16 protein-coding genes are annotated in these 17,150 nt (G+C 64.7%); 9 read left to right on the top strand and 7 right to left on the bottom strand.

Annotated features, from left to right (window positions below; all coding sequences use genetic code 11):
- The first annotated feature begins 54 nt into the window (after positions 1–54).
- Together LOC56_RS04810 and LOC56_RS04805 are read left to right on the top strand one after the other, a co-directional pair.
- On the top strand, positions 55–765 hold the full coding sequence (locus LOC56_RS04810; RefSeq protein ID WP_229950989.1) for a TetR/AcrR family transcriptional regulator: 711 nt from the start codon (positions 55–57) through the stop codon (positions 763–765).
- The gene (locus tag LOC56_RS04805; RefSeq protein WP_229950987.1) at positions 758–3,277 is read left to right on the top strand and encodes an MMPL family transporter; all 2,520 of its coding nucleotides are present in this window, start codon (positions 758–760) and stop codon (positions 3,275–3,277) included. The genes LOC56_RS04810 and LOC56_RS04805 overlap by 8 nt, the downstream gene beginning before the upstream one ends.
- A gap of 82 nt (positions 3,278–3,359) precedes the next feature.
- Here LOC56_RS04805 and LOC56_RS04800 read toward each other — a convergent pair whose 3' ends face one another.
- Positions 3,360–4,607 carry a multidrug effflux MFS transporter gene (locus LOC56_RS04800; protein ID WP_229950985.1) on the bottom strand — a complete coding sequence of 416 codons (1,248 nt, stop codon included), beginning with the start codon at positions 4,605–4,607 and terminating at the stop codon, positions 3,360–3,362.
- A 90-nt stretch (positions 4,608–4,697) separates the two neighbouring features.
- Here LOC56_RS04800 and LOC56_RS04795 point away from each other — a divergent pair, with 90 nt between their 5' ends.
- The 3 genes from LOC56_RS04795 to LOC56_RS04785 all read left to right on the top strand — a co-directional run bounded on the left by LOC56_RS04795 (position 4,698) and on the right by LOC56_RS04785 (position 6,061).
- Positions 4,698–5,153, top strand: a complete 456-nt coding sequence (locus LOC56_RS04795; RefSeq protein WP_229950984.1) for a MarR family winged helix-turn-helix transcriptional regulator — start codon at positions 4,698–4,700, stop codon at positions 5,151–5,153.
- Between the two features lie 94 nt (positions 5,154–5,247).
- Complete coding sequence (locus tag LOC56_RS04790) at positions 5,248–5,619, top strand: VOC family protein (RefSeq protein ID WP_229950983.1); 372 nt, start codon at positions 5,248–5,250, stop codon at positions 5,617–5,619.
- Between the two features lie 76 nt (positions 5,620–5,695).
- On the top strand, positions 5,696–6,061 hold the full coding sequence (locus tag LOC56_RS04785; protein WP_229950981.1) for a VOC family protein: 366 nt from the start codon (positions 5,696–5,698) through the stop codon (positions 6,059–6,061).
- A 31-nt stretch (positions 6,062–6,092) separates the two neighbouring features.
- Here LOC56_RS04785 and LOC56_RS04780 read toward each other — a convergent pair whose 3' ends face one another.
- Positions 6,093–7,955 carry an ABC transporter ATP-binding protein gene (locus LOC56_RS04780; protein WP_229950980.1) on the bottom strand — a complete coding sequence of 621 codons (1,863 nt, stop codon included), beginning with the start codon at positions 7,953–7,955 and terminating at the stop codon, positions 6,093–6,095.
- Between the two features lie 93 nt (positions 7,956–8,048).
- Between LOC56_RS04780 and LOC56_RS04775 the strand changes: the two genes are divergently transcribed.
- Positions 8,049–8,552: a MarR family winged helix-turn-helix transcriptional regulator gene (locus LOC56_RS04775; protein ID WP_229950977.1), complete on the top strand. Its 504-nt coding sequence runs from the start codon at positions 8,049–8,051 to the stop codon at positions 8,550–8,552.
- 683 nt (positions 8,553–9,235) lie between these two features.
- On the opposite strand, the gene LOC56_RS04770 is transcribed toward LOC56_RS04775, so the two are convergent.
- On the bottom strand, positions 9,236–10,210 hold the full coding sequence (locus tag LOC56_RS04770) for a hypothetical protein (RefSeq protein WP_229950976.1): 975 nt from the start codon (positions 10,208–10,210) through the stop codon (positions 9,236–9,238).
- Between the two features lie 166 nt (positions 10,211–10,376).
- Complete coding sequence (locus tag LOC56_RS16080; RefSeq protein WP_229950974.1) at positions 10,377–10,841, bottom strand: MarR family winged helix-turn-helix transcriptional regulator; 465 nt, start codon at positions 10,839–10,841, stop codon at positions 10,377–10,379.
- Between LOC56_RS16080 and LOC56_RS04760 the strand changes: the two genes are divergently transcribed.
- Positions 10,807–11,250 (top strand): MarR family winged helix-turn-helix transcriptional regulator, encoded by a 444-nt coding sequence (locus tag LOC56_RS04760; RefSeq protein ID WP_229950972.1) that lies wholly within the window; start codon positions 10,807–10,809, stop codon positions 11,248–11,250. The genes LOC56_RS16080 and LOC56_RS04760 overlap by 35 nt on opposite strands.
- 15 nt (positions 11,251–11,265) lie before the next feature.
- On the opposite strand, the gene LOC56_RS04755 is transcribed toward LOC56_RS04760, so the two are convergent.
- Positions 11,266–11,736: a hypothetical protein gene (locus tag LOC56_RS04755; protein WP_229950970.1), complete on the bottom strand. Its 471-nt coding sequence runs from the start codon at positions 11,734–11,736 to the stop codon at positions 11,266–11,268.
- A gap of 565 nt (positions 11,737–12,301) precedes the next feature.
- Between LOC56_RS04755 and LOC56_RS04750 the strand changes: the two genes are divergently transcribed.
- On the top strand, positions 12,302–13,117 hold the full coding sequence (locus tag LOC56_RS04750; RefSeq protein WP_229950966.1) for an alpha/beta fold hydrolase: 816 nt from the start codon (positions 12,302–12,304) through the stop codon (positions 13,115–13,117).
- Positions 13,110–14,732 carry an ATP-binding protein gene (locus LOC56_RS04745; protein WP_229950965.1) on the top strand — a complete coding sequence of 541 codons (1,623 nt, stop codon included), beginning with the start codon at positions 13,110–13,112 and terminating at the stop codon, positions 14,730–14,732. Before LOC56_RS04750 ends, LOC56_RS04745 begins: the two co-directional genes overlap by 8 nt.
- Here LOC56_RS04745 and LOC56_RS16075 read toward each other — a convergent pair.
- Together LOC56_RS16075 and LOC56_RS04735 are read right to left on the bottom strand one after the other, a co-directional pair.
- Positions 14,716–15,180, bottom strand: coding sequence for a MarR family winged helix-turn-helix transcriptional regulator (locus LOC56_RS16075; RefSeq protein WP_229950964.1), 465 nt, complete (start codon positions 15,178–15,180; stop codon positions 14,716–14,718). The genes LOC56_RS04745 and LOC56_RS16075 overlap by 17 nt on opposite strands.
- 1 nt (position 15,181) lies before the next feature.
- Entirely contained in the window at positions 15,182–16,948 is a 1,767-nt protein-coding gene (locus LOC56_RS04735) for an MDR family MFS transporter (RefSeq protein ID WP_229950963.1), read from the bottom strand.
- Positions 16,949–17,150 lie beyond the last annotated feature (202 nt).

The raw sequence follows: 17,150 nt of genomic DNA, 5'->3' as shown, positions 1-17,150 counted from the left end.
CCTGCCTTCCGGAACCATTTGCACCGAGTGCAATGATGCACGTAGTGTAGAAACGTGCTGACCACCCTCCCGGTTGAAGACCGCCGCAAAGCGCTGAAGAGCCGCCACCGGCAGGAAATTGTGGCTGCCGCCGCCGCGCTGATGGACGAGCGCCAGGCCACGGACTTCACCGTGGACGAGTTGGCGCAGCGCGCAGATGTTTCCCGCCGTACGGTGTTCAACCACTTCGCCTCCGTCAACGACATTGTCTCGGAGGTGTGCAGCGACGTACTCAGCGCCGCCGTAGCGAGCCTGACGGCCGTTCCGACGTCCGACGTCGGCCGCCCGGCCGTGCTTGATGAGATTGCCGAGGCGTTCCGCAACGCGGACCTGGTGGCGCCCATGGCCTACCTGAACCGCGTGCTCGGCGACGGCGGACCGGCAGTGACTGCGCATCCCATGGCCCTGCGGGCCTTCACCGAGCTCAGCGAACGACTGTCAGCCGTGATGCTCAGCCGCCACCCCGAAGCCGACAAGCTCAGCGTGCACCTCCTGGTGGGCGCCCTGACCAGCGGGCTAGGGGTGCTCTACCACCATTGGCATTGCGCCACCGGCGCCGTCGACACCCCGCAGTCCCGGCGCAGCTGGGCGCAGATGCTGGACCAGCTCCTTGATACCGTCCGTACCGGCCATGCCGCCGGACCGGCCGGCCAAGCCTGCAAACCCTGCTCTAGTTCCGTAGTTTCCTCCAACCATCCCTCTAAAGGACAGACTCTCAATGGCTGAATTCCTCTACCGCCTCGGGGCAGCGGCAGCACGCCGTGCACGCTCCGTGCTGGCGGCGTGGTTCGCAGTGCTCGTGGTGGCCGGCGTGGCCTTCACGCTCTTCAGCGGTACCCTCACCACCGCGTTCTCCATTCCCAACACGCCCACCACCCAGGTCACTGAACGCCTGCAGGAGAAGCTCCCGCAGGCATCGGGCGGCTCCGGGTCCGTGATGGTCCAGACGGAGGACGGCTCCCCCTTCACCGATGCCCAGCAGCAGGAAATCACCGCTCTGGTCAACAAGGCCGCTGAGATCGACGGCGTGGAAAATGTCATCGATCCGTTCGCCACCGAGGCGGAGCGTGCCAAGCAGGGGCAGGAGCTCGAGGCAGGCCTGGCACAGGTTGAGGCGGGCCGCGCCCAGATCGAGGACGGCCGCGCCCAGCTGGAGGCCGGGCAGGCCCAGCTCGACGCCGCCCGGCAGCAGGCCGAAGCGGCCGGCGCACCCGCCGAAATGATGGCCGCACTGGACGCGCAGCAGGCCGAGCTGGATACCAAGCGTGCGGAACTGGACGCCGGCAGCGAAGAGCTGGAAGCCGGAGCCGTACAGGCCGAAGAGGGGGCGGCCCTGCTGGAAATGGCCGAGGAGATCCGCATGGTTTCCGAGGACGGCAGCGCCGCGATCCTGAACGTGACCTTCACGGAGTCACAGATGGAAATCCTGCAGGAAACCAAGGATGACCTGGTCGCCGCCTTTGAGGACGAGCCAATTGACGGGGTAAAGGTGGATTACTCCGCTGAAATCTCCGCCGCGGCTCCTGCCCTCTTCGGTATCGGCGAAGTTGTTGGCCTCGTGATCGCAGGAATTGTCCTGTTCGTGATGCTTGGGACCCTGATCGGGGCCGGCCTGCCGCTGCTGACCGCCCTGATCGGCGTCGGCATCGGTGCCCTGGGCGCGCTGGCCTTCTCCGGCGTCGTCGAAATGGCATCCGTAACCCCCGTGCTGGGCCTGATGCTTGGCCTGGCCGTGGGCATCGACTACGCCCTGTTCATCGTCAACCGGCACCGCCGCCAGCTCAAGACCGGCCTCACCCTGCAGGAGTCCATTGCGCTGGCCAACGGTACCTCGGGCAACGCCGTGGTGTTCGCCGGTGCCACCGTCTTCATCGCACTCCTGGCGCTCAACGTCACGGGAATCCCGTTCCTGGGCCTGATGGGTACCGTGGGCGCGGCCTGCGTGGCCATCGCCGTCCTGGTTGCCGTCACGCTGACCCCGGCCCTGCTGAAGCTCGTCGGCATGCGCATCCTCAGCCGCAAGGAACGCGAGGCTATCACTCCTGCCGACGGCGCCGACGCCAAGGAGGGCCGCCCGCAGCTCGCTGCGGCCAAGCCCATGTCATCCGGCCGTGCAGTGGTGACGGTTATCGGCTCCATCGCCGCATTGCTGCTGCTGGCGGTGCCGTCCATGGACCTGCGGCTGAACCTGCCCGACGGTTCCGCCGAAGCCCATGACACCACCCAGTACCGGGCCTATGCGGCCGTCTCCGAGAAGTTCGGCGAGGGGCAGAACGGCCCGCTGCTGCTGGTGGCTGAATTGCCCGGCGAGCCCAGCGAAGAAGAAGCGCTGGTGGCCCAGAACGAGATTGCCCGCGCCATCTTCGACCAGGACGATGTGGCGGCAGTAGCCCCCATCGGGACCTCCGAAGACCGCAGCGTGGCTGCCTTCCAGGTCATTCCGGAAGAAGGCCCCACGAGCGAATCCACGGAGAACCTCGTGAACTCGCTGCGCGGCATGTCCCCGGTTGAGGGCGAAAACGGCGACTACGAGATCGGCGTGGCCGGCTCCGCCAGCGGCAACATCGACATTTCCGAGAAGCTGGGTTCCGCCCTGCCGCTCTACCTCGGCGTGGTGGTGGGACTGTCCCTGCTGATCCTGGTCCTGGTATTCCGGTCCATCTTCGTTCCGGTGATCGCCACGCTCGGGTTCATCCTGTCCTACTTCGCGGCCCTCGGCGGCGTGGTGGCCATCTACCAGTGGGGCTGGCTGTCCGGGATCTTCGGCGTGGAGACCCCCGGCCCGATCCTGAGCTTCCTGCCGACCATCCTGGCGGGCATCCTCTTCGGCCTCGCCATGGACTACATGCTCTTCCTCGGCTCCGGCATGCGGGAGGCCTTCGTCCACGGAGCTCCTGCACGCCTGGCCGTGGCCCAGGGCTTCCGTGCAGGCCGCTCGGTGGTTGCCGCGGCAGCCATCATCATGGCGTCCGTGTTCGGCGGCTTCATCTTCTCGCACAGCACGATGATCCGGCCGATCGGCTTCGCACTGGCATTCGGCGTCCTCGTTGACGCCTTCGTGGTGCGGATGCTGCTGATCCCGGCCCTGATGCACCTGGCCGGCGACAAGGCCTGGTGGCTGCCGAAGTGGCTGGACAAGATCCTGCCGGACGTCGACGTCGAGGGCGCTTCCCTGGAGCGCCGCCACCCGCACGTCGATGAGACGCACTCAGAGGTGCAGGAGCCGGTCCGGAGCTAGCCTCCGCCGCTCCCTGAGAATAAAGAACGTGCCGCCTTTCCTTCGGGAAGGGCGGCACGTTTTTGTTCCGGGAAGAGCGTGCCTATACGGCTGCGGCCTCTTCGGCCGGAGCTTCCACGGACGCGTTCCGCCGCGTCAGCAGCAGGAAGGACGCGGCGGCCAGGACCAGGAAGCCGAGCATGGCGACGCCCATCGGCACGCCGGTTTCTTCGCCCCACAGGCCAACCAGCGGGGACACGAGGGCTGCCAGCAGGAACTGCAGGGAGCCCAGGAAAGCGGAGCCGGTGCCGGCGTGGTGCCCGGCCTCTTCGAGGGCCAGCGCCGTGGCGTTTCCGAAGATCAGGCCCAGGGAACTCTGGAAGACGGCGAACAGCACCAGGGTGGGGACCAGCGGGGTGCCGTTGGACACCGCAATCAGCATGCCGGCGGCCGCCAGGACAGCCACGGCCAGGCCGATGCCGATCATCAGGCGGTAGGGGGCCTTGCCCGCAAGGGCGGCGGCAACGGCACTGACGATGGTGATGGCGACGGCGTTCATGGCGAACACCAGCGAGAACCGGGTTTCGGACATCCCGAGGACATTCTGGATAACGAACGGGGAGGCCGCGATGTACGCGAAGAGACCGGCAAACGAGAAGCAGAAAGTCAGCAGGTAGCCGGTGTAGTGGCGGTTGCGCAGCACTTCGCCCGCCACGCGGAAGGTGGTCTTGAGGCCGCCGCGGTTACGGTCGGCGTGGGGCAGGGTTTCCTTCACGCCGAACAGCGCGCCCAGGAACATCAGCAGGACCAGGACCGCGAGGACCCAGAACACCATCCGCCAGCCGCCCGCGGCAATGATGGCGCCGCCGGCCAGCGGGCCGACCACGGGGGCAATGACGCTGATCATGGTCAGCACGCCCAGGAGTTTGGCGGCTGCTGCTCCGCGGGAGGTGTCGGAGACAATGGCGCGGGCCAGCACAATGCCGGCGGCGCCGCCCAGGCCCTGCAGGAAGCGGGCGGTGGCCAGGATTTCAACGTTCGGGGCAACGGCGCAGAGCACGGTGGCCAGCAGGGCAACAAAGGAGCCGATCAGCAGCGGCTTGCGGCGGCCGACGCCGTCGGAGAGCGGGCCGATGACCAGCTGACCGAGGGCCAGGCCCACCAGGAACGCCGTCATGGTCAGCTGGATGCCGGTGGCGCTGGTGTTCAGGTCCTCAGCCATGTGCGGGAAGGCCGGCAGGTACATGTCGATGGACAGCGGGGCCACTGCGGTGAGCAGGGCCAGGATGCCTGTCAGCATGCCGGCGTTGGGCCGCTTGGAGGGCGGTGCAGGGAGCGGGGTGCGCGTCATGAAAAACCTTCTTCTAAAACCGTTTAAGTGCCGAGCGAGCCTAGCATATGTAGACATATATATACTAAGATATGCGCTAAGATCGGTGGCATGATGAACGACGGCGCACCGGCGGCAACGCGCGAAATTGCGGACCTGCTGCGCGATCTTTCCTGGAACATCCACCGGAAGGCGCCCGAGATCACCGGGATCGAACCGCTGCCGAACACCGAGCTGGCCGTGCTCAAGCACGTGCTGGACAACCCGGGCCTGACGGTTACGGAACTGGCCCGGCTGATGGGGCTCAAGCAGAGCAATGCCAGCGCCGCCGTCCGCACGTTGGCCGAGCGCGGGCTGGTGACGCGGTCGAGCAGCCCGACGGACCGGCGGGTCAGCCTCCTGTTGCCCACCGAAGAGGCGCGGGCGCAGAACGAGGTCATTGCCCACGCCTGGGCGGGTCCTATCCGCGCCGGCATCGAGCGGCTGAATGCCGAACAGCGGGAAGCGCTGGAGGCGGCGTCGGGGGCGCTGGCTACCCTGAACCGCGCCATGCAGTCCCGGGGCTAGGCGACGGCTGCCACCTGAACCGGCAGTAGAACTGTAAAACCGGCAGCGGAAATTCCCGTGACAGCCGGCGGCAGGGGGCCCTAAGCTTCCCGCCATGGCTATCGCACGAGTTCCCAACACTGTTATCGACTGCCCGGATCCCGAGGCACTCGCCACCTTCTACGGCGCCCTCCTGGACTGGAAGGTGAGCGTGGACGACGACGGCTGGGCCGACATCACCGACGTCACCGGCCAGCGCTTCGCCTTCCAGCGGGTGGAGAACTACACGCCGCCGGACTGGCCGGGGCAGGACGTTCCCCAGCAGATGCATCTCGACGTCGATGTGGACGATCTGGATGAGGGGGAAGCCGCGGTCCTCGCACTCGGCGCCACCAAGCATGGCTATCAGCCGGGGGATACCTTCCGGGTGTTCCTGGACCCGGCCGGCCACCCGTTCTGCCTCTGCGTCGGCTGGCAGACTGACTGAATCCCGGCGCCCCGCCGGCACCGGGCGGGCAGAAATTCCGTGACAGTCGGCGGCAGGGTGCTCTAAGGTTCCACCCATGGCTATTGCACGAGTACCCAGCACAGTTATCGACTGCCCGGACCCCGAGGCGCTCGCCATCTTCTACGGCGCCCTCCTGGACTGGAAGGTGGACCTGGATGGGTACGACGGCGACTGGACCGAAATCTCCGACGTCACCGGCCAGCGCTTCGCTTTCCAGCGGGTGGAAAACTACACTCCGCCGGTCTGGCCGGGCCAGGATGTTCCCCAGCAGATGCATATCGATGTCGATGTGGACGATCTGGACGAAGGGGAAGCCGCGGTCCTCGCGCTTGGGGCAACCAAACACGAGCAGCAACTGGGGAGGACCTTCCGCGTGTTCCTGGATCCGGCAGGTCACCCGTTCTGCCTCTGCCAGGCCTAGCGGGTTGCCGGCGCGGCCGGCGCCGCGCAGATTAGCGGCTGAGATTGTCCTCCAGCGTGGCGGTGTGCGCGGCAAGCCGGGCGAACGCGCCGTCCGCCGCCCGCAGCTCGGCCGGCGTGCCCGCTTCGATGACCCGGCCGGCGTCGAGCACCACCACCTGATCCGCATTCTCCACGGTGGAGAGCCGGTGCGCGATGGTCAGCGTGGTGCGCCCGGCGGACAGCCGCTCCAGGGCCATCTGCACCTGCGCTTCGGTGGTGTTGTCGAGTGCCGAGGTGGCCTCGTCCAGGACCAGCACCGGCGGATTGCGCAGGATGGTCCGGGCAATGGCGAGCCGCTGCTGCTCCCCGCCGGAGAAGCGGTGGCCGCGCGCACCCACCATGGTGTCCAGGCCGTCCGGCAGAGCGCCGACTGTGTCGGCCATCTGTGCGGCGGCAAGCGCGGACCAGAGCTGCTCATCAGTGGCATCCGGATCCGCCAGCAGCAGGTTCTCGCGGATGGAGGCGTGGATCAGGTAGGTCTCCTGCGAGACGACGCCGACAATCCGGGCGAGGTCTTCAGGTGCCAGCTCGCGCACGTCCACGCCGTCGATGGTGACGCGGCCGGAGCCGGTCTCGTTCAGGCGCGGCAGCAGGGACGCCAGGGTGCTCTTGCCGGAGCCGGTGGGTCCGACGACGGCGGTGGCGGTCCCTGCGGGCAGCGTCAGGTCGATGCCGTGCAGGACTTCGGTGCCGTCGTCGTACGCAAAGTGCACGTCCTCGAACCGCACGTCGCCGCGCACGGTTGCCGGGTCCAGTCGGACCGGGTTTTCCGCCGGGCGGATCTGCGGTTCGAGGTCCAGGTATTCGAAGATCCGGCTGAAGAACGCCAGGGCGGTCACCCACTGCACGCCGATATTCAGCAGGCCCATGACCGGCCGGAAAATGCCTGCCTGCAGTCCGGTGAACGCCACCAGGGTGCCGATGGTCATGCCGCCGCTGGTGGCGGGGAAACCTGCCGCGAGGTAGATAACGGCCGGAATGGCCGCGAAGACAATCTGCATGGTGGCCATCCGCCAGCGCCCGGCGAGCTGGCTGCGCAGCTCCAGCCCCACCAGGGTTTCGGAGCGGGCGCGGAACCTGTCGGCGTCGCGCGGAACGGTGCCCAGCGTTTTGGCCAGGCGGACGCCCGAGACGGAGAGCCCTTCCTCCACCTGGGTGTGCAGGGCGGCGAGCTCGCGCTGGCGTTCGTCGGTGACGTCGCGGCGGATCATAGCCACCCGCCGGGAGAGCCAGATGGCCGGCGGAAGCACCACCAGCGAGATCAGGCTCAGCCCGGGGGAGAGGGCGACCATGGCGACGGCAGTGGCGACCGCCGTCGTGAGGTTGGAAGCCACGCCCGTTGCGGTGGTGGTGACCACGGACTGCATGCCGGAGATATCGTGCGTGAGCCGGGACTGCACCTCCCCGCCGCGGGTGCGGGTGAAGAAGCCGAGCGACTGGGCCTGCAGATGGGTGAAAAGATTAACGCGCAGGGTGTGCATAACGCGCTGGCCCATGCTGGTGGCCAGCCAGGTCTGGATGACGCCGATGGCGGCGGTCAGTGCCGCCACGCCCACCATGGAGGCGGTGAGGAACAGCAGCAGGCGGGTGTTGCCGTGCGGCAGGGCGTCGTCAATCACGGCGCGGACCAGGAACGGCTGCGCAAGGCCGACCACCGACGAGGCGGTGATCAGCAGAACGACGACGGCGATGGTCCCCTTGTGCGGGGCGAACAGTGCGGCGATGCGCCGCAGGTGAACCGGATACCGGTTCAGTTGCTTTTGGTCGGCGGGATTCAGCTTTGCGGGGCCGCGGCCGCCGCCTGGTCCTCTGCCGCTTCCGGGGCCTTCGGGGGCCGCTTCGGGAATTGCCATGGTTCCTCCTGTCGCTGCCGGGAGATGCGATTCGGCAGCTAATGCAGAGGTTACCTCATTATGTGGTTACCGCGAAATGGGTAGACTGTTTCCATGACTGATGCTTTTGCCGATCCGGCCGCCCTGGGGGAACTGATGCATACGGCGTTCCGCGGACTGCGGAAGCGCTGGATGCAGCAGCTGGCGCCGTACGACCTGACACCGCACCAGTTCCGGGCGCTGAGCGCCGTGGCCCGGGCGGGGCATGGAGCCGGCGCCCGGGGCGGGGCGCACGACGGCGCGCAGGACTCCGCCGGGGCAGGCCGTGATCCCGGGCTGCGGCTGAAGGAACTGGCGGAGCGGCTGCGCATTGCCCCCCGCTCGGCCACGGAGGTGGTGGACCAGCTGACCGCCAAGGGGCTGGTGGAGCGCCGGGCGCATCCCTCAGACCGTCGGGCTACCCTGCTCACGCTCACCGAAGCGGGGGAGCGGCTGCGGAAAACCGTGCTGGCGGACCGGAAGCGCGAGGCAGACGAGTTCTTTTCCGTTCTGGAACCGGGGGACCGGGCGGAGTTGGCGCGGATTCTGGGGGAACTCGGCGGAGGTGGGAATGGTTGAGTCTGCTGCACCAGTAGCGCAGCTGGGTGGCAACCAGCCATTAGCCTAAATGAACGCCCGAACGTCCTCTAAAACTCTTCTTGCTTCACGAGTGTCGAGGCACTCTCGTTTGGGAGTTCCCTCTGGGCTGCGGGATGATCGAGACAATATAAGGGGCCCATTAGTTGCGGCGTCTGCATCCGGTAGTCCGACCACTAAGGTGACGGTCGGGTGATTCACGGGCTCTGACTCGTGAACAATGCGGCTCCGAATATTGTATACATCGCCCTTTGAGTATGTTGCATCTGTCAATTTCGAAAGCTCATACTTCCCAGCGGGGAAGAAATTATTTGTTACGCCGTAATTCACGCGAACCGCAGACAAGCTTCCGTTAGGCGTAGGCACTGGCATGAAAGTTCTATCCCTCAGCGCTCCTGCCAGGATCGCGCTAGTCAAGTCCCACGAATGGTCGTGAATATTACCGGCAGGATCTGGCGGGGCAAGCGTCTTATCCCAAACGTGAAGGCGTGCGAAACCTGACGGCGGTAAGGCAACCAATTTGGTGAGATCGAAGTGAACAAAGCCGAGGGGATGTCGAGTTGCGGGCACATACTCAATGTTGTCCAGCACCTCACCGACAACAGTTGGGCCGAATGCGATATCGAAACGCGACTCCGAAACCAGAATATCGATTAGGTCGGAAATCATTTCCTGCGCCCCTCGAACACTAGTGAACAGATTTCGGAAAGGTCATCATCGCTCAATTCGAATAAGCGATTAAGTGTTTCCACTACTCCGTCCTTCTTTAGTGAAGTCGATTCCAGTGCCAGTTGAACATCCAGGGAGGTCAACCGTCTCCAATCATCTGTGTACCTTGAGCCTGCTTTGAATGTTAGCTGGGGTGAGCGAAGGCAGTGCTGCTCAAACTCGTCCACGAGGGAGTCGTAGTACCAAGAGGATGCTGGTATAAAGAGCCCCTCTTTGGTTTGATCCGCTACTGTCACTGCTACCTTGCCGTCACTCATATCCTGTCGTAGGGGGCTGTAGGTCTGACTCAGGTAGATTACTGGCTGAATGCGAGTATTTCGTTCGTACCAAGCGCAAGCAACGATGCAGGCTAGTAGGTCATTTCGCACTGAGGAAGCGCTGTTTTGTTTCTGATCCCGTCGATGCTTATTCCGGTAATCGGCATATTGGCCACATAGGCGTTCCTCGGTCGGATCTAGGATAAGCATCCGATAGGCAATGTCTCGATTTCTCTCACGCCCGAGATGAGGAAGGACTGCTTCGCGCTGCCAGCGGCCCGATCCACCTCGGAAGGACCATGTCTTAGCCGAATCCAACATGCCGGAAAGCTCGTCCCTGATCTTCTTGGGGTGAATTGTCAGAGGGCTTCGCTCTTGGACCAGAATGCCTAAGTTGTGACTATTCAACTCATTTATCGTCGCGGTTTCGCGGTAGTTTAACCACAACTGGTAAAGAAAAATCGCGATTAGAGAAGTAATAACGCACAAAGCCGAGAGAATATGTGCTTCTAGATAGCTCGAACCGAAAACACCAGCTAGTCCCAAGCCCCCTATAACTATGACGACCACGACCGACGCAATAGTCTCAGGAGGGCCACGGAAGTGTTTTTTTACCCAATCGAAAAAAAGCTTTCGTTTGGCACTAATCTCCACGGACTCCCCCATCGCACTAATAAAATGGGTAGTCTATCATTTCTCGCGATGAAAGGTTTGCGGAGCAACGTGAAGGGTTTGTTGCCGAGCTACATATGCTGGCTAGGGGTGCGAGAGTGGCGTCAGCAAGGCTGCCGGCCGTCGCCGTCGTCGCTGCTGGCCGGAGTCAGTCCCGCTCGTTGAGCTTCTTCAATAGGTCGGTAAGGTTCCGGAGCTCGGTCCGAGTCCAGCTCCCAAGCCGGTCCCGCAGGAGGGCCCGCTTCGCAGAATGTGCATTCTCGAAGCGGACCCGACCTTCCTGGGTAAGGGCCAGCAGCTGGACCCGCCCGTCGGAAGGGTTCGCCCGGCGGACCACCAGACCAAGGGTTTCCAGCTGGGACACCGTCCGGCTGAGCAGGGCCTTGTCCACCTGAAGGGCTTCGGCCACGCTGCCCTGCGGACATTCGCCGCCGCGGTAGAGGGTCATCAGCACCGTGAACCCCAGCGGCTGCAGGCCCGGATGGACCGCCGCGGCGGCGTCCTTGAACGTCCCCCGCGCGGCGGCAAGCATCATCGAAAACTCGTGTTCCACTTCCAGGACGGCGGACTCGAAGGTGATGCTGTCAGCGTCCCCGGCTGCCGACGTCGTCACCCTATGCGTTGTTCTTTCCGGGCGGAACATCCTTTCCGGCCGGAACATCCTTTCCGGGCGTCACATCCGGAGCCTAGCCGGCGCGCAGGACTCCGCCGGGGCAGGCCGTGATCCCGGGCTGCGGCTGAAGGAACTGGCGGAGCGGCTGCGCATTGCCCCCCGCTCGGCCACGGAGGTGGTGGACCAGCTGACCGCCAAGGGGCTGGTGGAGCGCCGGGCGCATCCCTCAGACCGTCGGGCTACCCTGCTCACGCTCACCGAAGCGGGGGAGCGGCTGCGGAAAACCGTGCTGGCGGACCGGAAGCGCGAGGCAGACGAGTTCTTTTCCGTTCTGGAACCGGGGGACCGGGCGGAGTTGGCGCGGATTCTGGGGGAACTCGGCGGTAGCGGGGACGGACTGAAAGGCTAACGATGAGTCTTCGATTTAGAAGCTCACACCGACGCCAACTCCGACACCGCCGCCACCACCACGCACTTTGGCCGGATTCTCGGTGAACCATCCGGCCCACCATGCATCGATACGGTCAATGCGAACCCGAATGGCGTGCACTTCGTAGTGCGACATCCCCGGAGGATGGACCTGTGCCGGGCACAGTGAGATCGTGTCGAGGTCCCGCGAGTTTCTCACTGCCGCCAGGAACGGCTCCAGTGCGATCTGGGACTGTTTCTGCGCTATGGATTCCTTCTCTGCCTGACTGGTCCTCCAATTACCGACGCTCCGCGCGATATCACTCGCATAAGACTGCGTAGTCGCCTCGCTAAACTTCGTGGACGATACAGGTGTTCCCAAATACAGGGTGGAACCGCAGACCAGAACGATGCGTTCCAGTTTGGCGCCTTCTTCTGCGGCCCTGGCAATGGCCCGCAGCTCAAAATCAATAGGTGTCGGTGTCATGGCTGCGACGATAGCAGTGCTCTGGAGTCGGACTAGGTGGGCCAGCTCGCGGAGTTCCTCGTGTCCCAGACTTTCAAAACGGCAGTTCTACGTCGAGACAGATTGCTTGTGAGGACTTCGCTTGGATATCCATGCGGAGAAACTAAGCAGCCTGATTTTCTCCTGTGGCGGTCGTTCTGTTAGATTTCGAACGGGGAATTTCACGCGTTGCTGCGTGCCTTCCTTGGCAGCAATTTGCTGGTGATTGAACAAAGTCTCGATATATAAGGTCTCTACTTCATGTGTAAAACGAGCGGTAAGCCCCTCGCCCGGGCTGGTTTCGCAGCTCCGGCTCGGCCCGCACTCAGTTCCTCGCCGCCCCCGAAAGATCCTGCCCGCGTCTTGTAGGGCATCGGCGCAGGACCGCGAGCGTACACAGCAGCGTGCTGCAGCCGCCCCGCGGGATGCCGGCGGCTTCTTTGATCTCCGCTGAGCCGCGCCGCCCATCAGCAACGTTGGCAGCGGGCTAGTCCGCTGCCAAGCCCTCAGCTCGGCCTCGAATAAACCAACCGAAAGCAGGTGCAGGATGAATGCGCAGGCAGTAATCCAGCGCAACAATATCCGGGTGCTTGGACGTCCAGATGGCCCTGTGCTGCTGCTGGTGCAGGGCTTTGGATGTGACCAGGTGATCTGGGATCGGATCCTGCCGTTCTTTACGGACACCTACAAAGTGGTGCTGTTCGATCATGTAGGAACCGGCGGTGCCGATCCGGAGGCATACAACGCCGCTAAATATGCTGCCCTGGAAGGTTATCTGAAGGATCTGACCGAGATTCTGGAGGTCCTGGAGCTGCAGGACGCCACCGTCGTCGGGCACAGCATCGGCGGCACTATGGCGCTGGCCGCCGCGGCCCGCACCCAGCGGATTACGCGTCTCGTTTTGCTCTGCACCTCGCCCCGCTTCATCAATGACGAAGGGTATATCGGCGGGTTCCGAGCGGAGGATATTGAGGGTGTCCTGAACGCCGTGGAGGCCAACTATCCCCTGTGGGCAAGGGCGATGGCCCCGGAGATCGCGGGCGATGATCCTGACTCCGTGGTCAGTGTGGAGCTGGCGGACAAGATGTGCCGCCTGCACCCCGAGTATGTACGGACCTTCCTGCGGATGTCCTTTGCGGCGGATGTCCGGCAGGTGCTCCCCCACGTGTCTGTCCCGGCCCTGATCCTGCAGTCGAAGGCTGACCCGCTGACCCCGGAACCGGCGTCGCTGTTCCTGCACAACCATCTTCCCGACAGTACCCGCGTGGAACTCGAAGCCCGCGGGAACATGCCGCACCTCAGCGCGCCCCGGGAGACGGCGGCGGCCATTCTCGAGTACCTGTTGGTGACTGCCCGTGCCTAGCTCCGCCGGTAAGGACATGGCTGCCGCCGCCGGGGGCGCCGACTACGAGGAACACTTCCATTCGGCTGCCTCCGGATACCTCGTCCTCACCACGGACGGAACGATCCTGGATGTCAACCAGACTCTGGCCTCATGGACCGGGCGCGCCAGGGAAGGGCTGCTCGGAGGGAACATCATTGACCTGATGCCCGTGGGGGGCCGGGTGCTATTCGCTTCCTATGCAGTTCCTCAGCTGGCCGTGGCGGGATGCTTCAACGAAATGGCAGCGGAGCTGGTGTCCGCGGACGGGGAACTGATTCCGGTTCTCCTCTCCGGCGTGCGCTCGGAGGAAAAAGACGCCCGAGACGGCGCCGGCGTGGACCGGATCGCCGTCTTTAACGCCTCCGAACGCAGGCTCTACGAGCGCGAGCTGGTGGCTGCCCTGCGCAAAGCCGAGGCGGCTGAAGCAGCGCGGGCCGCAGCGGAAGAGGAAACCCGGGAAAAGCAGAAGGCGCTGGAGGAGAAAGACCGCGTCCTGCAGGTGAACCTGGCGGAGAGCAGGGAGCGCGAAGCCTTACTGGAAACGGTGCTGAACACGATCGACGTCGGCCTGCTTGTGGTGGATGCGCAGGGCAGGCCCATGCTGACAAACGCCCACCTCCGGTCCGCCTGGAACAGAGTCCAAGGGGATGTCGCCCCGAGCGGGGAACGGCCGATTTTTGGTCCGGACCGAGTCACGCCCCTGTCCGACGCCGAGAGTCCGGTGAGACGGGCCGTCGCGGGCGAGTCCTTCTCGAACCGGTTGGTATGGTTCGGGTCCTTGGACTGTGGAAACCAGGTGGCCCTCAATGTCTCCGCCCGGCCCATCAGGACGGAAGGCGTGGTTTCCGGCTCGGTGATCGTCTACAGCGATGTCAGCCGGTTGGTCCATGCCGTCGCGGCCCAGGAGGAATTTGTGGCGAGCGTGTCCCACGAACTGCGGACGCCGCTGACTTCGATCATGGGTTACCTTGACCTCGCACTGGACGAGGAGGGGCTGTCCCCGGAGGTGACCTCAGCGCTGAATGTTGCGCTGCGCAACTCGGAACGGCTGTTGGCGCTGGTGTCCGATCTGCTGTCCGTAGCGTCCGGAGCCACCAAAATGGACCGCCGGCCGGTGGACCTGGCCGAAATCGTGCGGGCAGGCGTGGTGTCGGTATCCCCGAAGGCCGCTGCGGGACGGGCGGACCTGGTGTCGGAGATTCCGCCCTCGCTGACTGTTGACGCGGATCCGCAGCGCCTGGCCCAGGTCGTCGATAATCTACTGTCCAACGCCGTGAAGTACTCGCCTGACGGGGGAACAGTGACAATCCGCCTACGGCAGGACGAGCACGCGGTCCGCCTTTCCGTGGCAGACACCGGGATCGGAATGAGCGAGGCCGAACAGGAAAAGGTATTTACCAAGTTCTTCCGGTCCCGCCGTGCCGTCGCCTCGGCTGTGCCCGGGGTCGGCCTGGGCCTGGTGATCACCAAGAACATTGTGGAATCGCACGGGGGGAAGCTGAGCTTCGTCAGCAGTCCGGGGCAGGGAAGCGAGTTCACGGTGTCCCTGCCTCTGGCAGCGGAAACGGCGGCCGGAATCAGTCCCGCTCGTTGAGCTTCTTCAACAGGTCGGTAAGGTTCCGGAGCTCGGCCCGAGTCCAGCTCCCAAGCCGGTCCCGCAGGAGGGCCCGCTTCGCAGAATGTGCATTCTCGAAGCGGACCCGACCTTCCTGGGTAAGGGCCAGCAGCTGGACCCGCCCGTCGGAAGGGTTCGCCCGGCGGACCACCAGACCAAGGGTTTCCAGCTGGGACACCGTCCGGCTGAGCAGGGCCTTGTCCACCTGAAGGGCTTCGGCCACGCTGCCCTGCGGACATTCGCCGCCGCGGTAGAGGGTCATCAGCACCGTGAACCCCAGCGGCTGCAGGCCCGGATGGACCGCCGCGGCGGCGTCCTTGAACGTCCCCCGCGCGGCGGCAAGCATCATCGAAAACTCGCGTTCCACTTCCAGGACGGCGGACTCGAAGGTGATGCTGTCAGCGTCCCCGGCTGCCGACGTCGTCACCCTATGCGTTGTTCTTTCCGGCCGGAACATCCTTTCCGGGCGTCACATCCGGATCCTGCCCGGCGGCCTCTTCGGACACAGCGGCTACCGTCTCTGCCACAGTCGCGGAATCGGTCTCGGACTCCTTCGAGGAATCCTTCCCGGACGCCGCAGCGGCTTCTTCGGCCTGCATCTTCTCGTGCCGGGTCAGGCTGCCCAGCGGCAGGTTCGGCAGGAAAAGCACGGCCAGCAGGGTCAGGACGCCCAGCGGAGCGGCGATCATGAAGATGTGCGCCACCGAGGAGCCGTACACCGATTCCACAATGAGACGCACGGATTCGGGCAGGGAATTCACATCCGGGATGCTGCCCGAGGCCAAGGATGCGGCGACGGCCTTGCCTTCCTCGCCCAGCGCGCCGATGGCGGCCATCAGTTCGCCCTGCTTCTCGGCCAGCCGGTCGGTCACCTGGGTGGCCAGCACCGCGCCCAGCGCGGACACACCGACGGTGCCGCCGATAGTACGGAAGAAGTTGATGCTGGAGCTGGCGACGCCGAGATCCCGGGTGGAAACGTCGTTCTGCACCACGAGCACGAGGTTCTGCATCACCATGCCCACGCCGGCGCCGAGCAGGAACATGTACAGGGAGACGAGCCCGAAGTTCGTGTCATATTCGATGGTGCCCATGAGGACCAGGCCCGCCGTCAGCAGCACGGACCCGACCACCACGTAGGCCTTCCACTTGCCGCTCTTGGTGATCATCCTGCCCACGATCGTGGAGATGATCAGCAGGCCGGCCATCATCGGGATGGTCATCAACCCGGACATGGTCGCAGATGCGCCGCGGGCCAGCTGCATGTACTGGGACAGGAACACGGTGGTGCCGAACATGGCGACGCCGACGGCGAGGGACCCGACCACCGCGAAGGTGAAGGTCCGGTTGCGGAACAGGGTCAACGGGATCAGCGGCTCAGGGGCCTTCAGCTCCACGGCAACGAACGCGGCCAGGCCCAGCAGCGAACCGCCCACCATCCATGCGGTGGCAGCACTGGCCCAGCCGAAGTCGGTGCCGACCAGGGAAACCCAGATGAGCAGGCAGGACACGGACGCCGAAAGCAGCACGATGCCGGCATAGTCGATCTGCACCTTCCGCTTCTTCAGCGCGGGCAGGTGCAGGGTCTTCTGGATCATCACCAGGGCGACGGCGGCCAGCGGCACCGCGACGTAGAAGTTCCAGCGCCAGTTGACGGTGTCCGTGATGACACCGCCGATCAGCGGACCGCCCACCGTGGACAGGGCCATCACGGCGCCGAACAGGCCCATGTACCGGCCGCGTTCCCGCGGCGAGACAATGTCCGCCATGACAATCTGGGTCAGCGCACCGAGGCCGCCGGCGCCGATGCCCTGCACCACGCGCATGGCGATCAGCCAGTCGGTGTTATGCGCGAAACCTGCCGCGGCGCTGGCGACAATGAAGATGATCAGGGCCAGCTGGATCAGGACCTTGCGGTTGAGCAGGTCTGCGAGCTTGCCCCAGATCGGGGTCGAAACCGCGGTGGCCAGCAAGGTGGCGGTGACCACCCAGGTGAAGGCGGCCTGGTCGCCGTCGAGGTCCGAGATGATCACCGGCAGCGAGGTGCTTACCACCGTGTTCGCCAGCATTGAGACGAACATGCCCAGCAGCAGGCCGGTCAGGGCCTGGAGAACGGCGCGGTGCTTGCGCTTAGCTTCAGCCCGCACCTCGGCTCGGGTGGTGGGGACAGCGCCCTGCGGGGCAGGGGAAACGGACATGGGGTACTCCAAAAAGCCGAACGACGGTCAAAGGTTGATTTAAATCAACGGTACGTCCGGGGTTTTTGCCGTCCTGACCATATGCGCCTTCCGGTGACTGATCTCATGGGGAAAGGTGACGAGGTCCTCGTCCAGCTGCGGAATCGGAGCGTGCCACGGCGAACCCGGGCACAATGAAGGGTGGCTAAAATTCCGTTTTCCA

The sequence above is a fragment of the Arthrobacter sp. zg-Y179 genome (genome assembly GCF_020907345.1).
GTDB lineage: Bacteria > Actinomycetota > Actinomycetes > Actinomycetales > Micrococcaceae > Arthrobacter_B > Arthrobacter_B jinronghuae.
Note: the sequence above shows the minus strand (reverse complement) of the source record. Positions and strands in the feature narration are given on the sequence as shown.